The sequence below is a fragment of the Butyrivibrio sp. MC2021 genome (assembly GCF_000621605.1).
Lineage (GTDB): Bacteria > Bacillota > Clostridia > Lachnospirales > Lachnospiraceae > Butyrivibrio.
Window position 1 is genome coordinate 39,166 of record NZ_JHXX01000005.1, and the last position, 25,421, is coordinate 64,586.

General features: G+C 45.1%; 19 protein-coding genes. 17 read left to right on the top strand and 2 right to left on the bottom strand.

Annotation, left to right across the window (positions count from 1 at the left end; genetic code table 11):
* Window positions 1-4 precede the first annotated feature (4 nt).
* The 9 genes from murB (at window position 5) to T359_RS0111000 (ending at window position 8,807) form a co-directional block, all read left to right on the top strand.
* Window positions 5-916: a UDP-N-acetylmuramate dehydrogenase gene (murB, locus tag T359_RS0110960; RefSeq protein ID WP_026517528.1), complete on the top strand. Its 912-nt coding sequence runs from the start codon at window positions 5-7 to the stop codon at window positions 914-916.
* Window positions 917-918: 2 nt separating this feature from the next.
* A complete protein-coding gene (rapZ, locus tag T359_RS0110965) occupies window positions 919-1,794 on the top strand; it encodes an RNase adapter RapZ (RefSeq protein ID WP_026517529.1) in 876 nt (291 codons plus the stop codon).
* A gap of 11 nt (window positions 1,795-1,805) precedes the next feature.
* Complete coding sequence (gene whiA / locus T359_RS0110970; protein ID WP_026517530.1) at window positions 1,806-2,750, top strand: DNA-binding protein WhiA; 945 nt, start codon at window positions 1,806-1,808, stop codon at window positions 2,748-2,750.
* A gap of 66 nt (window positions 2,751-2,816) precedes the next feature.
* Complete coding sequence (locus T359_RS0110975) at window positions 2,817-3,077, top strand: HPr family phosphocarrier protein (protein WP_026517531.1); 261 nt, start codon at window positions 2,817-2,819, stop codon at window positions 3,075-3,077.
* Window positions 3,078-3,380: 303 nt separating this feature from the next.
* Entirely contained in the window at window positions 3,381-4,301 is a 921-nt protein-coding gene (locus tag T359_RS0110980) for a GNAT family N-acetyltransferase (protein ID WP_026517532.1), read from the top strand.
* 114 nt (window positions 4,302-4,415) lie between these two features.
* Complete coding sequence (locus tag T359_RS0110985) at window positions 4,416-6,209, top strand: Na/Pi cotransporter family protein (RefSeq protein ID WP_026517533.1); 1,794 nt, start codon at window positions 4,416-4,418, stop codon at window positions 6,207-6,209.
* 85 nt (window positions 6,210-6,294) lie between these two features.
* A complete protein-coding gene (locus T359_RS20075; protein WP_051545285.1) occupies window positions 6,295-7,449 on the top strand; it encodes a serine hydrolase domain-containing protein in 1,155 nt (384 codons plus the stop codon).
* Between the two features lie 29 nt (window positions 7,450-7,478).
* The gene (locus T359_RS0110995; protein WP_026517534.1) at window positions 7,479-8,039 is read left to right on the top strand and encodes an NUDIX hydrolase; all 561 of its coding nucleotides are present in this window, start codon (window positions 7,479-7,481) and stop codon (window positions 8,037-8,039) included.
* Window positions 8,040-8,045: 6 nt separating this feature from the next.
* Window positions 8,046-8,807, top strand: coding sequence for a Crp/Fnr family transcriptional regulator (locus T359_RS0111000; RefSeq protein ID WP_035784308.1), 762 nt, complete (start codon window positions 8,046-8,048; stop codon window positions 8,805-8,807).
* 26 nt (window positions 8,808-8,833) lie between these two features.
* Here the strand turns inward: T359_RS0111000 and pflA are convergent, their stop codons facing one another.
* Window positions 8,834-9,559, bottom strand: coding sequence for a pyruvate formate-lyase-activating protein (gene pflA, locus T359_RS0111005; RefSeq protein WP_026517536.1), 726 nt, complete (start codon window positions 9,557-9,559; stop codon window positions 8,834-8,836).
* A 333-nt stretch (window positions 9,560-9,892) separates the two neighbouring features.
* Between pflA and T359_RS0111010 the strand changes: the two genes are divergently transcribed.
* The 5 genes from T359_RS0111010 to T359_RS0111030 all read left to right on the top strand — a co-directional run bounded on the left by T359_RS0111010 (window position 9,893) and on the right by T359_RS0111030 (window position 16,041).
* Window positions 9,893-10,096: a hypothetical protein gene (locus T359_RS0111010; RefSeq protein ID WP_026517537.1), complete on the top strand. Its 204-nt coding sequence runs from the start codon at window positions 9,893-9,895 to the stop codon at window positions 10,094-10,096.
* Window positions 10,097-10,181: 85 nt separating this feature from the next.
* A complete protein-coding gene (locus T359_RS0111015) occupies window positions 10,182-12,080 on the top strand; it encodes an asparagine synthase-related protein (RefSeq protein WP_026517538.1) in 1,899 nt (632 codons plus the stop codon).
* Window positions 12,058-12,825 (top strand): class I SAM-dependent methyltransferase, encoded by a 768-nt coding sequence (locus T359_RS0111020; RefSeq protein WP_026517539.1) that lies wholly within the window; start codon window positions 12,058-12,060, stop codon window positions 12,823-12,825. Before T359_RS0111015 ends, T359_RS0111020 begins: the two co-directional genes overlap by 23 nt.
* Before the next feature lie 143 nt (window positions 12,826-12,968).
* Entirely contained in the window at window positions 12,969-15,233 is a 2,265-nt protein-coding gene (gene pflB, locus T359_RS0111025) for a formate C-acetyltransferase (protein WP_026517540.1), read from the top strand.
* 484 nt (window positions 15,234-15,717) lie between these two features.
* On the top strand, window positions 15,718-16,041 hold the full coding sequence (locus tag T359_RS0111030; protein ID WP_026517541.1) for a hypothetical protein: 324 nt from the start codon (window positions 15,718-15,720) through the stop codon (window positions 16,039-16,041).
* Between the two features lie 62 nt (window positions 16,042-16,103).
* Here T359_RS0111030 and T359_RS0111035 read toward each other — a convergent pair whose 3' ends face one another.
* Window positions 16,104-17,093 carry a helix-turn-helix transcriptional regulator gene (locus T359_RS0111035; RefSeq protein ID WP_026517542.1) on the bottom strand — a complete coding sequence of 330 codons (990 nt, stop codon included), beginning with the start codon at window positions 17,091-17,093 and terminating at the stop codon, window positions 16,104-16,106.
* 126 nt (window positions 17,094-17,219) lie between these two features.
* On the opposite strand from T359_RS0111035, the gene T359_RS21620 reads away from it, so the two are divergent.
* From T359_RS21620 to T359_RS20085, 3 genes are all read left to right on the top strand, one after another.
* Complete coding sequence (locus T359_RS21620; protein ID WP_051545288.1) at window positions 17,220-21,080, top strand: leucine-rich repeat protein; 3,861 nt, start codon at window positions 17,220-17,222, stop codon at window positions 21,078-21,080.
* Between the two features lie 439 nt (window positions 21,081-21,519).
* Window positions 21,520-22,878, top strand: coding sequence for a magnesium transporter (gene mgtE, locus T359_RS0111045; RefSeq protein ID WP_026517543.1), 1,359 nt, complete (start codon window positions 21,520-21,522; stop codon window positions 22,876-22,878).
* 77 nt (window positions 22,879-22,955) lie between these two features.
* Window positions 22,956-25,421, top strand: a complete 2,466-nt coding sequence (locus T359_RS20085) for an adenosine deaminase (RefSeq protein ID WP_035784311.1) — start codon at window positions 22,956-22,958, stop codon at window positions 25,419-25,421.

Genomic DNA, 25,421 nt, shown 5'->3' on the forward strand with positions numbered 1-25,421 from the left:
TCTTTTGAAGGAAGAATTATTAGAGTCCCTACGGGGGATACTTTCGGAAGAAAACATATTAATAGACGAACCCATGAGCAGGCACACCACGTTTAAAACCGGTGGGCCTGCGCGCCTTTTTATAAGGCCCGATAACAGGCAGCAGCTGCTGGAGGCCCTGGATATCATCAGGAAGAGCGGAGAGCAGCACTATATCCTTGGTAACGGCAGTAATCTTCTGGTTTCTGACAAGGGCTACGAGGGAGTTATCATTTCTCTTTCAAACCTCAAGAACCTTGAAGTTGTGGATGAAACCAGGATCCGTGCCGAGGCAGGCTGTCTCAACTCACAGATCGCGGCCCTGGCCAGGGAGAATTCCCTTACGGGCTTTGAGTTTGCGGCAGGAATCCCGGGAACCATCGGCGGCGCCATGATCATGAACGCAGGAGCCTACGGCGGTGAAATGAAGATGATCACGGAGAGTGTCACGGTTCTAAGTCCTGAGGGAGAGATCGAAATCTTCAGCAACGAAGCCATGGAGTTCAGCTACAGAACCAGTGCCATCAAGAACAAGGGCTATGTGGTCCTTGAGGTGATCCTTTCCCTGGAAAAAGGTGACAAGGACGCCATCATTGCAACCATGAACGACCTGGCTCTCAAGAGAAAAGAGAAGCAGCCCCTGGAATACCCCAGTGCAGGCTCAACCTTTAAGAGGCCCGAGGGCTATTTTGCCGGAAAGCTCATTGAGGATGCTGGGCTTCGAGGCTACCAGGTGGGTGGCGCAAGGGTTTCCGACAAGCACTGCGGCTTTGTGGTGAACATGGGAGAAGCCACTTCTGCCGATGTTTACAGACTTATCTGCGATGTAAAAGAAAAGGTACTTGAAAACTCAGGGGTAACACTGGAACCTGAGGTCATAATGCTGGGAGAATTCTGATTATGAGATTTGTTATTGTTACAGGAATGAGCGGAGGTGGTAAATCCACAGCCATACATATGCTTGAAGATGCCGGCTATTACTGCGTTGACAACCTTCCGGTTTCACTTATAGAGAAATTTGCCGACCTTATAACCATGCCCGACAACGCCATCAACAAGGTGGTTCTGGGAATCGACGCCAGAGCCGGACAGGCCTTTGAAGAGGTGGCGGGAATGATCGACTCCTTTAAGCAAAGGGGGATTCCTGTGGAGGTCCTCTTTATGGAGGCCAGCGATCAGGTGTTGATCAAGCGCTACAAGGAGACAAGACGTGTACATCCCATGAATGTCAATGATGTGGGAGCCAGGATCGAGGACGGCATTGCCAAGGAGAGAGCGGTTCTTTCCGAGGTAAAAAAGCGTGCGGATTACGTTATCGATTCTTCACAGCTTCTTACCAGGGAACTCAAGGAGGAGCTTGACAGAATATTTGTAAAAAACAAGGCCTACAATTCACTGATGGTGACCATCCTTTCCTTCGGATTCAAATATGGAATTCCATCAGATGCGGATCTTGTTTTTGATGTAAGATTTTTACCCAATCCTTTTTACATTGATGAGTACAAGCACCAGACCGGAAACGACAAGGGAGTTCAGGACTATGTAAAGAGCTTCCCGGAGTGCGGACAGTTCCTGGACAAGCTGGAGGATATGCTCAAATTCCTTATCCCCGGATATGTTCAGGAGGGAAAATACCAGCTGGTGGTGGGAATCGGATGTACCGGAGGTCAGCACAGAAGCGTAACCATAGCCAATGAGCTTTTTGACAGACTGAGGAACAGCGGCGGCAACTTCGGACTTAAGCTTGCTCACAGGGATATTAAGAACAATAAATAGGATAGCTAAATATGTCTTTTTCAGCAGAAGTTAAGGAAGAACTTGCTGCCAAAATAGGAAATTCCAGGCATTGTCAGCTGGCGGAGATTTCTGCCATCATTGCCTGCGAGGGTTACATAGCCTCCGACGAAAGCGGCGTGGTTGCGCTGTTTTTGCAGGATGAGAATGAGCTGGCAGTTAGAAAGTTCTTTACATTATTAAAAAAAGCATTTAATATAAGAACTAGCTTTTTGGAGAATGCCCCTGAAGTTAAGGACGGAGGCAGAGTTTACCGCCCGGTTCTTACCGACAGACAGAGTTTAACGTCTGTCCTTGGTGCCATCAGGATGTTGGATGAGGACCATCACGTCAGAGGTTTTGAAAACGGGGCGAGCCCTATGGTCACCAGGAATTCCTGTTGTAAAAGGGCTTTTTTACGTGATGCATTTTTGTGCACAGGCTCCATCAGCGATCCAAACAAGGGATATCATTTGGAGTTTGTCTGTAACTATGAGGGACAGGCACTTCAGCTCCAGCAGCTCATTGAGAGCTTTGACATAGAGGCAAGGATAGTCAAGAGGAAGAAATACTTCGTACTGTATGTCAAGGAAGGCGCCGGAATCGTGGATCTTCTTAATATAATGGAAGCTCCCGTGAGCCTCATGAATCTTGAGAATCTCAGGATTGTCAAGGAGATGAGGAATTTCATCAACAGGCGTGTCAACTGTGATGTGGCCAATATTGCCAAGACTGTAAACGCAGCCACCAAGCAGATTGAGGATATCACTTATATCAGAGACCATTACGGATTTAACAGGCTTCCGGAGGGACTTAGGGAGATGGCCGAGGTTCGGCTCGAACATCCTGAAGCAACGCTTGGTGAACTAGGGAAGTTCCTTGATCCACCGGTGGGTAAGTCCGGAGTCAATCACAGACTTCGCAAGCTCAGCGAACTGGCTGAGAAAATTAGGCTCTGATACAATGTATCTATGAAACACCTGCATTTTTAGCTTACACAGTGTAAGCTCGCAAGGAGGGGAATTATGATCACAAAATCTATCGAAATCAAGTTACCAAGAGGACTTGAAGCAAGACCGGTTGCAGAGCTTGTTCAGCTTGCATCCAAGTACGAGAGTACAATGCACATCGAGGCTCAGTCAAGAAAGGTTAACGCCAAGAGCATCATGGGAATGATGACACTTAACTTAAATTCCGGTGAGGAAGTTACAGTTATCGCTGAAGGAAGCGATGAGGAGACAGCAGTAGCAGATCTTGAGAGATTTCTTCAGGGTAATGCTCAGTAATTATTCTAGGGATTAATAAAAAAAAGACCCTGTAAAAAGGGAGGATGCCAGGTAAGCTTCCTTACCTGGCATATTATGAAAAAGTTTTTTAATTTGGTATTGTCTTAACTCATCTGACAATATTATATTAACAAGCCGATATGTACAAAAGATGATTCTGAGTAACGAATCTTTTAATTATTTGTAAACAATTTATGAACGTGGCCCAAGGCAGTAAATATGCGGGCTGCGTTTTTTTGATGTTTATTAAATGGAAACGTTGCCTTATAATGAAGGTGATAAACATGTAACGAGGTAACAGAATTGCTGAAAACAGTGGCTTTTGTGCTGAAGGATGGCACGAAAAAGAATGAAAAAATAGTCGGAGATATAAAAGAAACTCTTGAATATATAAAAGAAAACGGCATCGAAGCCGGGTCCTGCTTCATTTCTGAAGAGGATGATTCATTTGTATTACCCGGGGATAAAAAGGAAATGCTGGTGATCTGCGATTCCGGCAGGCTGGCGGAGAGGCTTTTTGACCAGGGGTATTATGTAATAGGCCTCTGGCATGAACTTAATACCGGGGAGCATTTCAGGAATCTTAAGTATATTTTTTCCAATCTTACAGATATTGATTTCGATTCTTTTGTTAAGACCTATCAGAGATACGCCGGGGAGCCCTGGGAGGTGATCCGTACCGACAGGCTTATCATAAGGGAGACCACCCTTGAGGATATAGATGAATTTTACAAGATCTATGCGGACCCTGACATGACCAGGTATATGGAGGGGCTTTTTGATGATCCCGCGGATGAGAAGCGTTATCAGAAGGATTATATAGAGAAGGTTTACGGCCTGATGGGCTTCGGAGTGTGGACACTGGTCCGCAGAAGCGACGGAAGGATCATAGGAAGGGCCGGATATTCCGTCAGGAACGGTTTTGAGGATGTGGAGCTGGGATTTCTTATCGGAAAAGAGTTCCAGAGGCAGGGCTATGCCTATGAGGCCTGCAGCGAGATCCTGAAGTTCGGCCAGGAGATTCTTTTATTTGATAACGTACAGACTCTGGTAAAAAAGGAAAACGAGGTTTCCCTGCACCTATGTGAGAAGCTGGGATTTACCCCGGTTGAGGAGACCGAAGTCGAGGAAAATATCTACGGACACAGCTACGACGGCACCAAGGTGGCCCTTAGCCAGTGCAAATACGGAACCTATATAAAAATGGTTAAGCACTTCCTTTGACTTTTGACACCTTTATCATGTAATATGTATCTGTAGCAATAGAAAAGGTAAATAAAATTGTAGGTACAGAGCGGTGTGTGGGCCGTTTGGGAGAGAGTACCTATCGGAGGAAAAATGACAACACTAGAAATGTTCAGTTTGGTAGCAGGACTTGTAGGCGGTCTTGCCATGTTTCTTTATGGAATGAATGTTATGAGCGGAGGCCTTACCAAGGCAGCGGGAGGTAAACTGGAGGCGGTTCTTGCCAAGGTTACCAAGCATCCTGTCATAGCATATCTTTTCGGAGTCGGAGTAACGGCTCTGGTTCAGTCTTCATCAGCATCAACCGTAATGGTTGTAGGTCTTGTTAATTCAGGAATCATGACTCTTAAGCAGGCAGTAAGCGTTATCCTCGGTGCCAACCTTGGTACAACCTTTACCGCATGGCTGCTTTCATTAAACGCAATCAGCAGTGACAACTTTGTTATAAACCTTTTGAAACCCGCTTCTTTTACACCTTTCCTGGCGATCATCGGTATCGGACTTTACATGTTTGCCAAGACTGATAAAAAGAAGAATATCGGAACCGTACTTCTTGGTTTTTCCGTTTTGATGTTCGGTATGAACAGCATGTCCAGCGCGGTTTCACCCCTTAAGGAAGTGGATTCCTTCGTGGAATTCCTTACAACCTTCTCCAATCCGCTTATCGGATTCATGGTAGGTATCATTTTTACAATGGTAATTCAGAGCTCCGCAGGAACCATCGGTGTACTGCAGGCTTTATCCCTTTCTGTTGATGTTAAGTACAGCATGGCTATCCCCGTGGTAGTAGGCGCTGAGGTTGGAACCTGTATTACAGCCATCCTCTCATCCCTGGGAGCCAACAAGAACGGTAAGAGAACAGCTCTCATGCACCTGTACTTCAATGTTATCAAGGCTTCACTGTTTATGATCATCTTCTACACAGTCAACGCCTTTGTACACTTCGCATTTATGAACAATCAGAGCGGTATGGTGGGCATCGCCGGAATCCATACACTTATCAATCTGGTGGCAACACCGCTTATGATGCCCTTTGCAGGTATTCTTGTCAGCATGGCTCTTAAGACTATTCCTATCGATGATAAGGAGAAAAAGGAGCAGGAGGAGCACGAGAGTATCCGTACTCTGGACGAGCGCTTCCTCAAGAACCCGCCCTTCGCGCTTCAGCAGGCCAGAACTGCAGCCGTGGAAATGGCTACCATGTCCAGAGATGCGCTGGTTAAGGCTGTGGGACTTATCAATGACTTTAATCCCGAGATCGCGGAAGAGGTTGACTACCTTGAGAGAAAGGTGGACCGCTACGAGGATCAGCTGGGAACCTATCTTATGAAGATCAACTCCCACCACCTGGGTGAGGAGGACAGCCATACACTTTCCGTTCTTCTGCACTGCATCACTGACTACGAGCGAATCAGTGACCACGCCCTCAATATCATGCAGAAGGCAAAAAATATGTCCGACAACAAGAGACAGTTCTCTCCCAAGGCCCAGACAGAGATGGATATCTTCTCTGCAGCGGTTCAGGAGATCGTGGAGCTGTCACTTCACAGCTTTGAGAACCTTGATATGGATGTGGCCAAGCAGATCGAGCCTCTTGAGGAGACCATCGACGGCATCCAGAAGGAAGTTAAGCGCCGTCATGTAAGGAGACTTCGCAAGGGCAAATGTACCATTGAGCAGGGCTTTGACCTCTCCGACATCGGAACAGACTTTGAGAGGATCGCGGACCACTGCAGCAATATCGCAGTTGGTATCATCGAGGTCAATGATGATGCCTATGATGCCCACGGCTATCTTGAGGCATTGAAGGCTGAGAAGAGAGACGACTTCGACAAGGCAGTTGATTTCTACCAGAGGAAGTACGAACTTCCTGCAGTTAAGTACTGATTGGACGATTATAATGTGTTAGAAACACAGGAGAAGTCAATGCTCCTGTGTTTTTCAATAGCTATAGATATTTGAGAGGATAGATATGAACATAAGGAAATTATCAAGGCTCACAACTCTCCTGGAGAGTCAGAGAGAGAAGGGCCGGATTCAGGGCTGCGGCCTGGTGGTTGAGCATAAGGGAAAAAGAGTTTATGAAACCCACATAGAGCCGGACCGTGAGGACAGCATATACAAGATCTTCAGCATGACCAAGCCCATTACAGCCATGGCAACCATGATGCTCTATGAGAGAGGCGAACTGGATCTCATGAGCAGAGTATCGGATTATCTGCCGGGATTTAAGGACTGCAAGGTGGCATCTCCCGAGGGCATCAAGAAGGCTGAGAAGCAGATCCTTATCAAGGACCTTCTGAACATGACCTCCGGAATCGTTTACCCCGGGGACTTCGGCGAAGCCGAGAGATCCATGGGCAAGGTCTTCAAGGAGGCAACAGCCCAGAGACAGTCAGGAATCCTTAAGTCCAACGTGGATTTCTGCAACAAGCTGGCGGAAGGATATCTTGCCTTTGAGCCGGGAATGGGCTACAGATACGGCTTTTCAGCGGATATCATGGCCGGTGTCATCGAAGTTATCACCGGAATGAAATACTCTGAATTCCTGAAAAAAGAGATTTTTACCCCTCTTAACATGGAGGATACAGGCTTTAAGATCGATGAGAGCAAGGCCTTCAGAGCTGCAGTTCTCTACAGAAGGGACAAGACAGGCAAGGCAGTGAGAGCCGAGGATGACGTAAGAAGACGTCTTTCCATGGAGCATCCCACAAGGGAGCCCCTTTTTGAAAGCGGCGGAGCTGGCCTTTACTCTACCCTCAATGACTATTCCCATTTTGCCCAGATGCTCCTTAACAAGGGCTCCTATCACGGCAAAGAACTAATCGGCAAGAAGACCCTTGCCTTTATGACAAGCCCTCAGCTGAACGCCCTTCAGCAGGATGCGCTGGATCTGGAGAGCTGCATTGGCTACAGCTACGGCAATTACTTCAGAATTCTGACAGACCCTTCAGCAGCCACCTCCAACGGAAGCATCGGAGAGTACGGCTGGGATGGCACCGCGGGAACATATTTCTTCGTGGATCCCACCGAGGAGCTGATAGTTATTTACATGCAGCAGATCGAGGGCGGAGTTGATTACAATTTTGTCCGCGCGCTGAGACAGATTGTCTACGGAGCATGCTAAAAATCGCGATAGTATGATGGAGTAAACTAATGGAGTTTCAATACCTGGAGAAGAAGGAGCAGGGCCACTTTATCACCCGCTACGACCTTCATTACAAAACAGTGGATAATCAGGACAAGGTCTATGAGATCATCAGCAGAAACCCTGATCTCAAGGGCTTTGATGACATACATAACAAAAAGGCTGATGCCGTTGTGCTTATTATGCATGACGAGACCGGAGAAAAGATCCTTATCAACAAAGAGTTCAGAATGGCTGCGGGGGCCTGGGTTTACAACTTCCCTGCGGGACTTATCGATCCCGGTGAGGTTCCGGAAGAGAGCGCACGCCGTGAGCTCAAGGAAGAGACGGGCCTGGATCTTCTTGCCATCGACGACTGGATCGGCGAGAGCTACAGTGCAGTGGGATTTTCCAATGAAAAGAATGTGTGCTGCGTAGGAAAGGCAGAGGGAACTTTTGCCAAGAGCAGTTCTACTCTGGAGGAGATAGAACCCGGCTGGTACACCAAAGAAGAGGTCAGAGAACTTCTAAGGACTGAGCCCTTTGCAGCAAGAACACAGGCTTACTGCTACCTTTGGAGCAGACAGTAAAAAATTATGAACGAGAAAAAAAGTAACGGAATTTACAAAAGAAATAGCGAAAGCCAGACAGATGAGCTTAAACGAGGCATCGTAGGCCTCAACATCTGTGAGGAATGCGGTGGATTCTGCACCGAGAGCGTGCCTCTTATCGAGGGACTTCCTGTTAATGCCCAGGTGAGTCTGATGGAACACTCCGTTCACGAGACCCTGAAGAAGAACAGCTATCTTTTCAGAGAGGGTGAGCCGGTAGATTCCATCTGTATCATCAGGAAGGGCAGGGTCAAGCTCTGCCGCTATGACTCCCTGGGAAGAGAGCAGATCATCACCATCCTGGCGGATCACGATATCATCTGGGAGGGCATGTTCCTGGACGGCAGTATTTATCCCTACTCCGCGGTGTGCCTTACCAATGCTTCCATCTGCCAGATCCACAGGGATGATTTCATCAAGGTGGTAAATGACCCTACGGCGGCCATGAACACCATCATCCTTCTGAGCAAAAAGCTTCACGACGCCAACGAAAGAAACATGCTTCTTTCCACCAAGGATCCCATGGCAAGACTGGCGGGATTTTTGATGTACAGAGTTGACCGAAGCGCCACAGACGACATTGTTCTGAAGCTGGACGACATTGCAGCCAGTGTCAGCCTTAGAACCGAGACCGTCAGCCGCAAGCTCCGGGAGATGGAAAAAATGAAACTCATAACCCGCACCGGCCACGGCAAGATCAAAGTTTTAGATCGCGATGCCCTGAGGGAAATCTACGTATCACAGTGATTTTAGGACGGACAAATTGTGTATTATTACCCGTTTAGAATGGATCTGGCGTTTTCGACGCGGTCAGCGGTGGGGGATTTAACTCCCTCAAGCTGGTAAGGTATTCCGAGAGCCTCGAACTTGTGTTGTCCCAGGGTGTGATAAGGAAGGACATCAACTCTCTTTACATTGGAAAGAGTGTCGATGAATTCTTTTGTCTTGTGGAGATACTCATCGTTGTCGGTAATGCCCGGAACCAGCACGTGGCGGATCCAGATGGGCTTGCCTATTTCAGACAGATACTTCATTCCCTCCACGATGTTGTCGTTGGGAAGTCCTGTGAGCTTGATATGCTCTTCCCTGTCGATATGCTTGATATCCACAAGAAGCAGATCTGTATATTTCATGAGTTCTTCGAACTTTGAAAAGAAGGGCTCTTCCTTTGTAAAGGGCTGGAGAGCGGTGTCTATGCAGGTGTTGATGCCACGCTCCTTGGCCATCTTGAAAAATTCCAGAAGGAAATCTATCTGAAGCAGGGGCTCTCCGCCGCTGACGGTGATGCCGCCATCCTCACCCCAGTAGGTTCTGTATCTCTCGGCAAAGTCCAGCAGCTCCTGGGCTGTACGCATATCCTCTGAACCCGGATCCCAGGTATCTGCGTTGTGGCAGTACTTGCACCTGAGCTTGCAGCCCTTCAGGAATACTAAAAATCTAATGCCCGGCCCGTCAACACTGCCGAAGGTCTCTATTGAATGAATTGCGCCTTTTATCATTAACAAACTCCTTTTGATCAGATACTTATGTTATGGATTTCTCCACTACCATAAAGTATAACAGAACAGTTCTTTGCGTTGAATCAAGTTTTTGAAAAAGCGAATTTTGGAAAATAAAGTAAATGAACGGCCGTCAAAGTTGGGGTGCAAATTGGTAAATAGTGCGACAATAAAACTATGAAATACCGAGTATTTTGGCACAATTAATACAATTCAACTGCCAATTAATAAAAGTTATTACAATGCTGTTAGAAGTGTAGACCAATACACGATAGTCCAATAGAATATCATTTATCAAGAATATATAAATTAAAGAGTTGGAGGAGATTTACAATGAAGAAATGGAACACACCTGAGATCGCAGCACTTGATCTTAATGCAACAGCTAATGGTTTTTGGCCTTTGGACAGAGAGGTTTGTCCCCTTATTTTGGGTGGTGCACATGATGCTACAGGTTGCAATCCGCCAGAAGAGCATGGCAAGGGCCAGGAAGCCAATACTCAAGATCCAGAGGATCCAACAAACGATTTGTCATAATTATTTTATTATTATCAGAGCTCATCAAATTGATGAGCTCTATTTTTTTATGTTATATTAGAAAAAAATAAATGGATGGAAAACTATGAGTGGGATATATGGATGCGTTTCTCAAAACGCTATTGATAAAGAACTGTATAAAGGCCTTTCTAGGTGGAATGACAGCTATGGGGATTGTGATAAGCAGGAATACTTTGATGAGAAGTTATTTTTGGGCATCAAACCGGAAGCTTTAAAGAATTGTGAAGACAAAGAAAGACTCTTTACTACTGATGAGAATCGGAGTGTTTTTGATGCGCTGATATATTCTGATACCGAAAAGGGTATGTCCGATGAACGTTTTTTGTTTGATCGCATATGCCAAAAAGGGATTAATGCCCTGGAGAATATCAATGGAGACTATTCAGGTGCATTATGGGACAATTCCAGGAAAGAACTAACTCTTTTTAGGGATCATTTAGGAGTAAGACCTCTGTTTTACTACTTCGATGGTAACAGAGTGATTTTTTCAACTGATATAAGAGGCATACTGTCAGTAGGTGACGTTGATGCCGAGGTTAACGAAGACTGGCTGTTTGCATATTTGTATATGGGCAAGTCCCAGATTGGTAACAGGACAGAATATGAAAATATAAACTGTGTGCCATTTGGCGGGTGGATAACTTTTAATTTTTGTGAAGATAAAGTAATTGCCAAGGAAGGTCATTACTATATACCTGGCCAAAAGAAATATCGAATGAAGAACCGGGATGCTTATGCAAAGGAACTTAGACGTCTGGTGGAGGATGCGATAAAGATTCGTGCCAATGCTACGAATTGTAAAATTGGAGCTGAACTGTCAGGAGGTCTTGATTCAGGCGTTATAGACCTTGTCTTGGCGAAAATGGATAAAGAATGTCTCTATTATTCCTGGTCGCCTGATGAAAGCAATTTGGCAATGGCTGAAAATGACGAACGATTGGTTGTCAAAGATATATGCGAAAAAGCAGGGATTACCTGTAATTATGGCGGGCTTTCTGTCAGCCTCGATACACCGTTGATGAATGAGAGTTTTCCGTTGGACAAAGGCAGTTATAAAGAGCTTCCGACTATTATATCATTTGCATTTCCACAATACATCAATACGCCATCTATTTTTGAAACGGCATCTTTTATGAAGAATCATGGAGTGAAGTTTGTATTTACAGGTCATGGTGGAGATGAAGGTGTAAGCCACAGGTCAAACCCCTACGAATTGTATTACAATCATGAATATTATCGGTATCTTAGGCTGATGTTTTCAAGGACCTGTTTTTCAAAGCATAGGATAGCTAAGACGATAAAACTGATTTATGAGAATCAGAAGCTTGCCAATAAAAAGCTGAAAGCACCTTATTTTGCGGAACATACTGCGTCAGATGTCTTCACACCGGAGTTTAAAAAAAGATTTGAAAAAAAGAAGATCAAGCCTCTTACTTTTGCCTATGACCCAATAGAATATGTTAAAGAAAGCGGTAGCCGGAACAGGCTTGATGTCTTGGCATTTTTCTCTGCCTGCACCGGTACGAGATATTTGATTCCATACCTTGATTACAGGGTTTTAGATTTTGCGTTGGGAATTCCAAGATATCTGTATCATGATTGCTTTATAAACAGATTTATATTCAGAGAAGCATTTAAAGATCTGATGCCTAAGTCTTTGTATTCCTTGAAAACAAAAGAAGATTTTAGTTATAGTAATCTGCCCAAAGTATCTAGGGAGGAGTATGAAAAGAACAGGGTCAGCGATGAAAGCATAAACAGGAGAAAAAAATATTTGGGATACCTGGACAGAGAGTATTGGCAAAAGTACTTGAATTTTGAAATTCTGGAAGACTGGGTGTATGGCCGAAATAAGGTAGAGGATGATAGTCGTCTGGATAGAGCGATTTTAACTTGTTTACAGGTGGAGCATGTGGTTAAGCGCTCAAGGGAAGTGAATAATGAAAGAAAGACTAAAGAATAAACTTCGCTCCAAACTTAAATATTCATCCAATCCGGTGTTTAGATGTGTCTGGGCGCTTTTTCATGGCGCGAAGTCTGTGCTGAGAGTGGTACTTATCCCTTCCGTACGTTCACAGTGGGCCATGGAAACTTTTAACAAGGACAGGGTCCAGCAGACCACGCAAAGAACCTGGGCTAACAGATATCCTGAGATATTTGCTGCATGCAGAGATTTTTTTGCTAAGCAGAATAAGAAAAACATCAGAATATTGTCTTATGGCTGCTGCACAGGGGAAGAAGTGGTCACCCTGCGAGAATATTTTCCGGATGCGGTTATTGTCGGAGCGGAGCTTAACAGAGACAGTTTAAGGATCTGCAGAAAAAGAAAATGCGACAGCAATATACATTTTATCTATTCGAAGCCGGAAAACATAAGAAAATACGGCCCTTATGATGCTGTCTTTTGCATGGCTGTGCTGGAGCGACTTCCCATGGAAGTTATTAGAAAACATATCACAGATTTGAAAGATATGTATCCCTTTGAAAAATATAATGCGCACCTTCATGAAATTGATACTTATGTAAAGGATGGCGGCCTTCTGATCGCCCATAACACACATTATGACATTATGGACACAGACCTGGCCTCCGGTTATAGTGCGCTTGGCAGCCACGGTTTTACCGGAATGATATTTGACAGGGATTCAAAGCTTAAAAAGGACAATGAATTCCAGCAGAGTATTTTTATCAAAAAAACATCCTGTTAAAAATGTGACTAATTTGTGAACATGTCAAAACTTGATTACAATCAATGTTAGAAAAACTCCTCTTTGCTAATATACTCTTCGGAAAACGAAAGTGACAAATTATTAACAAGCAAAAATTGTTTGAAGAAGAGGAGTTTTATATTATGAAAGAAGCATGGAGAGGTTTTAAAGGAACCCACTGGCTTGATGATGTCAACGTACGTGACTTCATCCAGAACAACTACACACCTTATGATGGAGATGAGAGCTTCCTTGCTGATGCTACAGATGCTACCAACAAGCTTTGGGGCAGATTACAGGAGCTTCAGAAAGAGGAGCGCGAGAAGGGCGGCGTTCTTGAGTGCGAGACAGAGGTTGTTTCCAGCCTTACAGCTTACGGCCCCGGATATATTGACGAGTCCATGAAGGATCTCGAGACAGTAGTAGGTCTTCAGACTGACAAGCCTCTTAAGAGAGCATTCATGCCTTACGGCGGAATCAAGATGGCTGAGGAAGCTGCTGAGACTTACGGTTACAAGGTAAATGAGAAGTTCCACAAGATCTTCACAGAGTACCACAAGACACACAACCAGGCAGTATTTGATGCTTACACACCTGAGATGAGAGCTGCAAGACACAGCCACATCGTAACAGGACTTCCTGATACATACGGCCGTGGACGTATCGTAGGCGACTACAGAAGAGTTGCTCTTTACGGTATCGACTACCTCATCCAGAAGAAGCAGGAAGATTACAACAACTGCGGCGACGGAACAATGCTTGATCACATCATCCGTCAGAGAGAAGAGATTTCCGAGCAGGTTAGAGCTCTTAAGGGCATGAAGGAAATGGCTAAGGTTTACGGCTTTGATATTTCCGAGCCTGCCAAGAACGCTAAGGAAGCTGTTCAGTGGCTCTACTTCGGATACCTTGCAGCTATCAAGACTCAGAACGGTGCTGCAATGTCAGTTGGACGTGTTTCAACTTTCCTTGATATCTATATTGAGAGAGACCTTCGTGAGGGTACTCTTACTGAGAAGGAAGCTCAGGAGCTTATTGACCACATGACAATGAAGTTCAGAATGGTTAAGTTCGCTCGTATTCCTTCATACAACAACCTTTTCTCAGGAGATCCCGTATGGGCAACACTTGAGGTTGGCGGACTTGGTATGGACGGTCGTCACATGGTTACAAAGAACGACTTCAGATTCCTTCACACCCTTGAGAACATGGGACCTTCACCTGAGCCTAACCTTACAGTTCTTTACACATCAAAGCTTCCTGCTACATTTAAGAAGTATGCTGCTAAGATCTCTGTTACAACATCTTCTATCCAGTACGAGAACGATGATGTTATGAGACCTATCTGGGGCGATGACTACAGCATCTGCTGCTGCGTATCTGCTACACAGACAGGTAAGGAGATGCAGTTCTTCGGAGCAAGAGCTAACCTTGCTAAGTGCCTTCTTTACGCTATCAACGGCGGTAAGGATGAGAAGTTCCTTACAAAGGACGGCAAGCACATGCAGGTAGGACCTGAGATGGCTCCTATCACCTCAGAGGTTCTTGATTACAACGAGGTTATGCACAAGTATGACATCATGATGGATTGGCTCGCAGGACTTTATGTAAACATCCTGAACCTTATCCAGTACATGCACGACAAGTACTACTACGAAGCAGCTGAGATGGCTCTTATCGATACAAACGTAAGACGTACATTCGCTACAGGTATCGCTGGTTTCTCACACGTTGTAGATTCACTTTCAGCTATCAAGTATGCTAAGGTTTCTACTGTTCGTGACGAGTCCGGACTTGTTATCGACTACAAGGTAGAGGGTGACTTCCCCAGATACGGTAACGATGATGAGAGAGCAGACGAGATCGCTGTATGGCTCCTTAAGACCTTCATGAAGAAGATCGAGAAGCACCACACATACCGTGATTCTGAGCCTACAACATCAATCCTCACAATCACATCTAACGTAGTTTACGGTAAGGCAACAGGTGCTACACCTGACGGAAGACCTGCATTCGCTTCATTTGCTCCCGGTGCATCACCATCTTACGGCGCAGAGAAGAACGGACTTCTTGCTTCACTTAACTCCGTTGCTAAGATTCCTTATGAGTACGCTCTTGACGGAATCTCAAATACACAGACCATGAACCCTAACGCTCTTGGTCACGACGACGAGGAGAGAGCTAACAAGCTGGTTAACGTCCTTGACGGATACTTCAACCAGGGCTCACACCACCTCAACGTTAACGTATTCGGTAAGGAGAAGCTCATCGATGCTATGGAGCATCCTGAGAAGCCTGAGTACGCTAACTTCACAATCCGTGTATCCGGATACGCTGTTAAGTTCATCAACCTTACTAAGGAACAGCAGCTTGACGTTATCGCACGTACATGCCACGAGGCACTTTAATAGCAGGACGATGATAGGCAGACAACATAAAAAATACTTGTTTTCGTCTGCGTCGTAATTCATTAGAACTCAAAAACGGAACACCGCTTCCTATCGACTTCGCTCAGAGAAGTCAGCGGTGTTCCGTTTTTGAGTTCTATGAATTATCTCCTCGTCCGAGAACTGCGGATTTTTTATGTTATCTGTCTCTCATCTGTGTATTGGCTAATGAAAGGTGACGGAGTCATATGTACGCACTCTACTTTGCGTCTCGCAACAATCTTTTTTGATCGGGTAAAATGTGAATTCTTTGTGTCTGAGGTTGCGCAAAAATCGCTGCAAAGCAGATGGACTCTGGGATGTATTTTATTTCATTTCTGCACGCCGTTAATGAATTATTGTTTTTCCGGATTTTGCATTTACAAGTATAAGCGTATTTGATATATTGTCACTTGTCGGAAACAGTTAATAAATTTTTTAGATTTAGTTTACACGGAGATAAGAAATGAAAGCTTTAGTTATTACTTTTACATCAGTACTTGTTGGAATGGTTATGGCAATCACAGGACACCAGAGTTTTGCTGAGGCAAACATCGAGCGTGATACAAATAATGTATTTGTTGTAGAGTTCAACGAGGATGTTGATTATAACAGCAGTGCTGTTGCTAATGTAGAGAATATGGCAAATGCTACTATGGAGTATCGTCCTTACGGAAGCTATTATGTGTTCTCTGTAGAGGATGGTTCATATGAGCAGCTTCAGAGCATCTGCAAAAGCCTTGAAGAGCTTCCTGAAGTAAAGAACGCTCACACAAGATGGGTTAAATAATTAAATGATAAAAATGATAAGCTCGAGACTTCTTTGAGAGAAGCCCCGAGCTTTTTTCCTTCTTATTTATACATCTTCATCAGATTTGCAATCTCTGTCTTATATCTCTGTCGTACGTCTGCAGGTTCCAGTATTTCCACATTTGTGGCCAGGGAAAAGATCCAGCCAAAGAACTGGTCGCTGATGGCCACTTCCACGTTGGTTTCGGACCAGCCCTCTCTTTTTGAGGGGCGGATGGTCATGTCCTTACCGAAGCGGTCTATCATGATGCCCACAAAGCTGTTGTTGAAGGCAATCTTTACCATTGTCTCTTTTCCGCCGAACATTCCAAAGTTCATTCTGGCCCAGGCGGCCATGTCATATTGCTCGAATTCCTCACGGCCTTCCCTTTTTTTATCCATAATGGTGATATTTCTTATTTTATCCACACGGAAGAATTTGATCTTCTGCTGGGGCGTATCGTAGCTTATAAGATAATAATTCTCGTCATCCCAGGTAAGGGCCCAGGGGCTCTCTTCATAGAGACCTTCTTTTCTGGGGACCATTTCCTTATTGAGATTCCAGGTAAGATACTCGAAGGTGATGCGCTTGTTACTGAGCATGGCGGTCTGGATCTCGTCCACAAGATAATAGATACTCTCGTTCATGGTCTTGACGCGGCCCTGAACCACCACCTGGCGCTTGAGCTGGGCAGCCTCATATTCACTTACAAGGGCAGTGAGCTTTTTTATCAGCTCCGAGGACTTTCTCTCGGTTATGAACTTGGAGGACTGGATGGCATCCACCAGGAGCTTTAGTTCCGCCAGCTCGAAGTGCTTGCCGCCAACATAATAGTAGTATTTGCGGCCCTGCTGCTCGCCGATGACGTCGATGCCCAGGACCCTTAAGGCCTCCATGTCGTCATAAAGGCTCTTTCTGTCCGCAGAGACCTCGTATTCTGCCAGGAGCTTTTGAATCTCCGGCATGGTGAGATAGTGGCTGTCGTCGGTCTTTTGCACCATTATTTTCGCAAGGTAATATAGTTTAAGCTTTTGATTGGATCCCTTTGGCATGATCGCCTCCTGTGAAATATGTTCTATTACTATGATAACCCAATTTTGTTTTCCATGACACATAAAGGAATTTATGCTAGAATGTCTTCGCTGTGTTGTAAAAAAATATTTTGGAGATAAAAAAGTATGAAAAGAGTTCTTAAGACCCTGGCACTTATGGGGATAAATGTAGTGCTGGCGGTTTCATCACTGGAGCCCTGCGCAATGACCGCAGTGGCTTCAGATTATTCCATTGAGGGATCCGAGGAAATACATGTTTTCACCGATGAGGATGAGACATCTGAGGATGCTATAGAGGGGGATGAGGGAAACAAAGAAGAGATATCCTTGGAGGACGAGGATGAAACTATTCTCGATATCGAAGAAGATGCAGAAAATGCCGAAGACGCGGAAAATGCCGAAGACGCGGAAAATGCCGAAGACGCAGAATTAACTGAAATTACTGAGGCATCCGGTAAGTGCGGTAAAAATGCCACCTGGTCCATCGACAATTACGGCACCCTTTTTATCAAGGGAACCGGCGCCATGTATGACTATACCAAGGAGGAACCGGCGCCTTGGCATGAATATAATGCCAAGATCCAGATGATATCCGTAGGCGATGGCATAACCAGAATCGGAAACTATGCTTTTGAACGTGTAGGTTATAAGGGCTTGAATGGGATGCTGTTGTCAATTTACATTGGTTATTCCGTTACTGAGATTGGAGACTATGCCTTTAAGGACTGCTCTTTTAACAGTTTTAGTGATACCGTTAAAATTCCGGATTCTGTAACCAAATTGGGAAAGGGCTCCTTTGAAAATTTTAATATGAATGCTAGTAAGGATGGTCCTCATCATTATTCGGGTGGAACAATTATAATAGGAAAAGGTGTAAAGGTAATTCCTGAGGAGTGTTTTTCCAATGCGGTGGCATTAAAACTTGTTATTCCAGAGGGCGTTGAGAGGGTTGAAAAGAAAGGCCTTTATTCTTTTAGGGGGCCGTATGACATAGAATTTCCTTCAACACTTAAGTATATTGCAGAAGAGGGATGTGCCTATTATAAAAGTGACAATCAAAGTAGTTACTTTAGGAATATAACCTTTAAAGGCAATATGCCGAAGCTGGAAACAAATGCCTTTGGAGGACATACTAGTTATGTTTTTTATCCTGCAGGTAACAGTACATACTCTGAGAAGTCCATCGCAAATGCAAAGAAGGCTTTTGTGGCTTCAACCTGGAGGCCCTCTGATTATGTAACAGACCACAAAGCAGGTAATGACATAACCTGGAGCATGAGCACTTTTGTCGCAGGAGAGTACATATATCGTGTACTTGAGCTTAATGGAACCGGGACGATGTATGACTATTCTCTGGATAATCTTCCGGACTGGTTTCCCGAGAGAGATGATTATGATGTTATCAAGCTGGATTCAAGGATTACCAGCATCGGTGATTATGCTTTTTACGATTTTCGTAGTGTGAATAATGATTACGGTTATCCATTGGTTCTTCCTCCTAAACTTACCAGGATAGGAGATCATGCATTTGAGAATGATTTTATAATGGAAATGGTACTTCCGGAAGAGGTGGCTTATATCGGTGATTATGCTTTCTGTTCAAGCACTCTAATGGATGACTATGATGCGATTTTTCCAAAGGGCGTAAAATACATAGGCGATTATCCTTGGCCTGATAATATTCGTATGAATGTTGATTTGGAAGGGATAGAGCACATCGGCCGTGGTGTGTTTGCTGGGAATAGATACACTATTGAGTCTCCGGCCCTTCCGGACAGTCTTACCTACATCGGGGCTGGTGCATTTAAGAATAACACCACCCTGTCCGGAGAGCTTTTTATTCCAGACAGCGTAACCTATGTAGGAGCAAAAGCTTTTTACGGTTGCACCAAGCTGACAGGAAAAGTTAAGCTTCTTGGTGTCACCTCTATTGAAAATCAGGTCTTTACCGGAACGGAGATTACTGAGCTTATTTACGGAGGTAGGGTGACATCTGTAGGGACAATTGAAGGATACAGTTTTTCAAAAGCTCTTACCCAGGTGACTTTTTATAACAAGTATTTTAAGAATATGCAGGATGTCTTTAAGTCCCTGAACAAGTCGGGACATAAGATAAGTGTCTGTTATCCCAGCGGAAAAGGGTGGCCTGCCAAATATTCATACAATAAACTTGATTTTAATGTTTTCAGTGACTGTCAGGTAAAGTTTGTATACCCAGATGGACACACAAGTACAAAGTCAGTTGCATCGGGTAAAAAGGCCACTGATCCTACAGATATTAAGCTTACTGAAGGGACTTCCTTATTAGGATGGTTTACTGAAAACAGAATCTCAAATAGCTCCAAATGGAACTTTAACACCACGGTGAGCCATGACATGACCCTTTATGCCAAGACCACTGAAGATAACTGCAGGGTACAATTTGTTACTCCATATAACGCAAATGACTTGAATGACACTTACAGCAGTAAGAATATAGACGTGAAATACGGAGAAAAGACAGCTTATTACCCTGTTGCGATGAATGGTGCCAGATTCCTTGGATGGTTTGCCAACGAAAAGTGTACAGTGGCTTTTGATTTTGAACAGCCCATCGCTGAAGATACAATGGTCTATTCAAAGTGGGAAAAGGCTGATGTTATCAATTTTTCCAAGGATACCGATAAGATTTCATATGAAAAAGTGATTTCGATGGAGTTCACGGGAAAACGTAAGAGGCTCTCTCCTGTTATCAAGGTTAAGTATAAAAATGGATACGATACACTGCATGAAGATGCGGATTACACTATTGAAGCTGTAGACTATTACAAAGACAATAACTTTATTGGTGTCGGAGATTATACTCTTAAGATAAAAGGAAAGGGTAACTGTACCGGCGAGCTTGAGATAACTCAGCATATTTCTGCGGTTGATCTTGGAAACAGAAAGCGGTTTCGCACGATTTCTGATCCGACCTATAAATATGATGGCAAAGTACATAAATTCGCCCCCACGCTTGTATTGATGACAGGGGATGCGAAGTATGTCCTGAAAAAAGGTGTCGATTATAACTTGCATTATGTGGATGAAAATAAGTCCGGATATTTCAAGAAGCCTGGAAAATATATGATTCAGGTTGATGGAATAGGTAATTTCAAAGGCAAATTAGAGATAACTGAGATAATCGAAGATAAAGCTGAAACAACCCCTACACCTAAGGTGAAGGCCAGAGCCATTTCCAATGCTACGGTAACCGGCCTTCAGAATTGTGTGTTTGACGGTGCGCCCCATAATGACCAGGAGCTGACTGTTGCGTACGGCGACGAGATTCTGGAAGAAGGCGTTCACTACACTCTGGAATGGAATAAGTACAGATATCCTGGAACCGGAACCGTAGTGGTCAAGGGGATTCAGGAGAACGGTTATTCCGGAAAGAAAACCCTGAAATTCAAGATCGACAAGGCTGATATCAATGATGTATGCACTGTCACTGTGCCTCGATATGCAACCTACACCAAGGACAAGACAGAGCCTGTCGTAACGGTTAACTTTAAGGGCGCAAACGGACAGGTAATACCTCTTGAAAAGGGTGTGGATTATAAGCTTACCTACAAGAACAACACCCAAGTAAACAATGGAACCGGAAAAGATGTTCCCACCGTCATTATAACCGGCAAGAAGTACTTCAAGGGCACCATCAAGAAGAACTTTAAGATAAAGCTCTCACACATTGCATACTGTACAGCTACTGCAAAGAACGTAAAGTACAAGAAGTCCAAAGGTAACTTTAAGACAACTATAGTAGTAAAAGACTCCAACGGCAAAAAACTCACACCCGGAAAAGACTATGATTCCAAGAATATGAGTTATTATAACGCTTCCACAGGCAATTACTTATTCGGCAAGGAAATTCTACCAGTGGGAACCAAGATCAGAGTAAGAATCAGGGGACTTGGTAATTACAAATCTGTTTATGCAATAAGTTGTACCTATGAAATAACCAAATAACATGAATACAATAATTGCTTGAAGCTATAGTGTGTTGACACCGGAATAGGATAAAACTCTACAGTTTCAATTGTTTTATCCTATATTTTTTTTACAAAAATAGGATAAGATTCTTTAATATGAGGCGTTTTATCCTATTTTATTTTCAAAAACGCTACATTCCAACTATTGAGTGACGTTATAGCGATAAAATATAGGATAAGATCAGCATTTTCCCCGAATCTTATCCTATTTTCATGCCGTAGGGAAACCAGTAACAGAAAAATTTTGCACAGAGTTCTGTCACTGTGATATAGTTAAAGTGCGTGGAAATGCGATTCTTCCATGTAATCTCGAAGCGAAAGGTGGTGGTTTTTAATGAAGTCGGATTCACATAAATGCGGCAGTGATCCTGCTCCCGGTCGAAGTACCATAAAAACCACATACAAAGGAGATTACCATGGAAGAAGAAAAGACAATCGTTGAAGTTTTACAGGATCTTCTCTCTAGCAGGCAATACACACTGCTTCGTCAGACCATTTCCGAAATGAACACAGCAGATATCGCTGCTGCGATGGGTGAGATGGAAAATGAGGAATCACTTAAAATGTTCCGAATCCTCCCCAAGGACATGGCAGCTGATGTTTTTGCTTATCTTGAGCTTGATGCACAGCAGTACATCATCCGTTCACTGTCAGATCGTGAAGCATCCAATATTATCGATAACCTGATGGCCGATGACGCTACGGACCTTTTGGAAGAAATGCCCGCCAACGTCGTTAAGCGTATCCTGGCTAATGCCAGCCCTGAGACAAGAGCTGATATTAACCATCTTTTAAGATACCCTGAAGACTCCGCCGGAAGCATCATGACCGTGGAGTACGTGGACCTTCGTGAGGACATGACCGTAAGCGACGCTATAGACCGCATAAGGCAAAAGGGCGTGGATTCCGAGACCATCAATATCTGCTACGTCGTAACAAAACAGAAAATCCTTGTGGGCACAGTGGCCCTTAGATACCTTCTTATCATGAAACCCGAGGAGATCATCGGGGACATCATGAACACTAACGTCATCAGCATCAACACCATGACCGACCAGGAAGAAGCGGCCAGAATGTTCCAGAAATACGGCTTCACCGCCATGCCTGTTGTGGACAATGAGACCCGAATGGTGGGAATCATCACCATCGATGACGTAGTGGACATCCTGGAAGAAGAGGCCACCGAGGATATCGAGAAGATGGCAGCTATCGTGCCATCCGACAAGCCCTATCCCAAGGTTGGTATATTTGAAACCTACAAAAACAGAATGCCCTGGCTGCTGCTCCTGATGATAAGCGCCACCTTTACCGGTGCCATCATCACAAGCTTTGAGGAGGCCCTGGCAGCTTATGTTGTGCTTACAGCCTACATTCCCATGCTGATGGACACCGGAGGAAATGCCGGTTCCCAGGCCAGCGTATCAATTATCCGTGGACTTTCACTGAAAGAGATCGAGTTCGACGACATATTCAAGATCATTTGGAAAGAGATGAGAGTAGCGTTCCTCTGCGGAGTGACTCTTTCCGGGGCCAGCTTCATCAAGCTTCTTGTGCTGGACAAGCTGGAGGTTCCCGTGGCAGCAGTTGTCTGCCTGACACTGCTTATCGTAGTGCTCATCGCCAAGCTGGTAGGCTGTTGCCTCCCTATGATAGCATCCCGCATCGGCTTCGACCCTGCGGTTATGGCGTCGCCAATGATCACAACCATCGTAGATGCGCTGTCACTTCTGGTTTACTTCAACATCGCAACCAGGATGTTACACCTTGTGCTATAACGAGGTTTGCCTGATAATATATTTATACAAAAAGGAGAAGGTAATTGGGGAAATAATCATATAGAGGAAATCTGTTTATGACTTACTTCACATGCTTTTTTCTGGATAACGAAAAAGATATTATTGTTAGTCTGTATAAGGACCTGGACAAGATGCGCTATGTCTTGTCCACACCTAATCACGGTACAGGCAATCTTATAAGGAATCTTGCGGGAATCTGCGGCCTTCCCCTTTCTCAGGACGAGAAGGGGATGCTGGTGATCCGGGGCGAGGTTCCTTGTTTTATTGATGCCAATAATGAGGAGAGCTACATCTTCAGCCTGGGAGACATCGAGGTTGCCAGGATCTATTCCGACGCCCGGGTCGAGATGAAGGCCGCCATCCCCGCTATTTCCAAGACTCTTATGAGTCAGACCAAGGATTACAGGCTGGGCATTGACAAGACTGTTTTCAAGACCTTTGTGAAAAAAGAACTGAAATTCCGGGCGGATCTTCATACCCACATGAACGGCAATCTCACGGGAGACATGCTCATCGCCCTGGGAATCTGCCATCAGATCAGATACCCCCTTTATTATGTAAAAAAACTGGGACTGGAGCTCACCGAGGAACAGTGGATAAGGGTCAACGCCCAGAGAAGCAAGGTCGCCAAGCAGTTCATAACCTCAGAGCTCACCGGCAAATACCTGGATCGAAAGATCAACGACAACACCTATATCAATTTTGCGGACCTTATCCTTAACAACCTGGGTAACGCCGAGATGAACATCGTCAAGATCCGGGGCTCCCTGGCTGTTATCAAGGACGGACAGGCCGTTTTTACCAATCTTGAGAAGGTCTACCTCTACCGCTATGTTTTTTGCAAGGGAAAAGAGAGCGATGAAAAGATCGAGCTTCACAACGTGGAGCAGATCCCCGATGAGGACGTTAAGCGCTACCTGAAGCAGATGCTCATAGACAGGGAAAATCCCGACTATTGCAACAATACCATATTCCAGGACAAGCTCCTGTGGATCGCCCGCTACTACAAGCGCCAGGGTGTCTGCTACGCCGAGATCAGTGATACCACTCTGGTAAAAAAGTATGAGTCCATCGAGATGCTGCAGCAGGTCCATGAGGTCATGCCTAAAATATATCAGGAGACCGGCGTGATGATCCGGTTCCTGGCTGCCATGCGAAGGATTCCCCTCACCATTGTAAAAGATGCCGTGACTCCCGCGGATTATCTGGAGCAGAACCTGGCTGTTCTAAAGGCCACCGCTCTGGATCCTTATGTTGCGGGCTGCGACTTTGTGGGAGAGGAGATAAACGATATCAGCACTCTTCGGCCTGTGTTCAAGGAAATCGTGAAGATCGCCGCCAAGGATCCCAGCTTTGTCATCAGGGTCCATGCGGGAGAAAATGACAGCCACAAGGACAACATCGCCAAGTCCATTCAGTGCGTCCAGGACTTTCTGGCGCCGGGGCAGCAGATGCCAAGGATGAGGCTCGGACACGGACTTTATACCTATTCCCTCAGATCCCAGAAGGGAAAAGAGGTTCTTAAGAAGCTCAAGGAAAACAACGTGGTGCTGGAGTTCCAGATAACCAGCAATGTAAGGCTAAATAACCTGAACTCCCTGGACAAACACCCTCTTCGTCAGTACTTAAAGCAGGGCATAAAGTGCGTTCAGGGCTCAGACGGAGCAGCTCTTTACGGCTCCAACTCCATCGATGAGGAGCTTTCACTGGAGCGTATGCTGGAGCTTTCAGAGAAGGACCTGCGGCTTATGAAGGAGACGGAGAGCGACATCATCGAAAAGAGCCGCATAGCTTATTCCGAGAAAAAAGCAGCCTTTTACGAGATGCTCAAGGGCCGTGACATGGAAGAGGTTCTTCTTGAGAAGATGCAGACCGTGAAGATCGCCAAGGGCAATGAGAAGACCGTTCCCAAGTTTGACGCCAACAGGGAGCTGAAGGATGAGATCGAGGAGCTTTCCTGGGAGCGCTTCCCCATTATCCTTTTGGGAGGCAGCTTTAACACCGAGAGCCGCGCCACCAAGGTGACCCCGGAGGGGGCCAGGCAGCTGGAGGATCTGATGAAATTCGCGGATCCCGAGGAAGCCTTTTTCATAATCGGACACAAGCTCTCAGGCTACGAGAAATATCTGCTTGAACATAATAAGAAAAAGTTTAAAATATATTCTGTTGTGCCTGCGCTCCTGACCCGAAAAGAGATAGACCGGTTAAAGGAAGCGAAGGTCAATATTCGTGTGTCTACGGAGACTGAAGGAATGGGCATCTACAAGAGCTTTAACTATGAGGTCTTTGAAAGACGCCCTTCGCTGGTGGTGGCCTTTGACGGAAACAGCGCCGGAGCCAATCTGATCCAGGAAGCCAAAAACGGAAAGGGAAGGTCTGCGATCCTGGTTTGGAGCCACTCCAGAACCCTGCAGCAGAAGGCAAGATCCCTGCAGGGATACGTGGAATTTTTTGATGAGAACGCGGGACTTGTGGCCCGGATAAAGGAGCTGCAGGCACGGTTTGAACCGCCTAAGCGTTGA

Excerpts from the sequence above, each read along its gene's own strand:
- rapZ (WP_026517529.1), top strand. The coding sequence starts at position 919 with ATGAGATTTGTTATTGTTACAGGAATGAGCGGAGGTGGTAAATCCACA.
- whiA (WP_026517530.1), top strand. The coding sequence starts at position 1,806 with ATGTCTTTTTCAGCAGAAGTTAAGGAAGAACTTGCTGCCAAAATAGGA.
- T359_RS0110975 (WP_026517531.1), top strand. The coding sequence starts at position 2,817 with ATGATCACAAAATCTATCGAAATCAAGTTACCAAGAGGACTTGAAGCA.
- T359_RS0110985 (WP_026517533.1), top strand. The coding sequence starts at position 4,416 with ATGACAACACTAGAAATGTTCAGTTTGGTAGCAGGACTTGTAGGCGGT.
- T359_RS20075 (WP_051545285.1), top strand. The coding sequence starts at position 6,295 with ATGAACATAAGGAAATTATCAAGGCTCACAACTCTCCTGGAGAGTCAG.
- T359_RS0110995 (WP_026517534.1), top strand. The coding sequence starts at position 7,479 with ATGGAGTTTCAATACCTGGAGAAGAAGGAGCAGGGCCACTTTATCACC.
- T359_RS0111000 (WP_035784308.1), top strand. The coding sequence starts at position 8,046 with ATGAACGAGAAAAAAAGTAACGGAATTTACAAAAGAAATAGCGAAAGC.
- pflA (WP_026517536.1), bottom strand. The coding sequence starts at position 9,559 with ATGATAAAAGGCGCAATTCATTCAATAGAGACCTTCGGCAGTGTTGAC.
- T359_RS0111010 (WP_026517537.1), top strand. The coding sequence starts at position 9,893 with ATGAAGAAATGGAACACACCTGAGATCGCAGCACTTGATCTTAATGCA.
- T359_RS0111015 (WP_026517538.1), top strand. The coding sequence starts at position 10,182 with ATGAGTGGGATATATGGATGCGTTTCTCAAAACGCTATTGATAAAGAA.
- T359_RS0111020 (WP_026517539.1), top strand. The coding sequence starts at position 12,058 with ATGAAAGAAAGACTAAAGAATAAACTTCGCTCCAAACTTAAATATTCA.
- pflB (WP_026517540.1), top strand. The coding sequence starts at position 12,969 with ATGAAAGAAGCATGGAGAGGTTTTAAAGGAACCCACTGGCTTGATGAT.
- T359_RS0111030 (WP_026517541.1), top strand. The coding sequence starts at position 15,718 with ATGAAAGCTTTAGTTATTACTTTTACATCAGTACTTGTTGGAATGGTT.
- T359_RS0111035 (WP_026517542.1), bottom strand. The coding sequence starts at position 17,093 with ATGCCAAAGGGATCCAATCAAAAGCTTAAACTATATTACCTTGCGAAA.
- T359_RS21620 (WP_051545288.1), top strand. The coding sequence starts at position 17,220 with ATGAAAAGAGTTCTTAAGACCCTGGCACTTATGGGGATAAATGTAGTG.
- mgtE (WP_026517543.1), top strand. The coding sequence starts at position 21,520 with ATGGAAGAAGAAAAGACAATCGTTGAAGTTTTACAGGATCTTCTCTCT.
- T359_RS20085 (WP_035784311.1), top strand. The coding sequence starts at position 22,956 with ATGACTTACTTCACATGCTTTTTTCTGGATAACGAAAAAGATATTATT.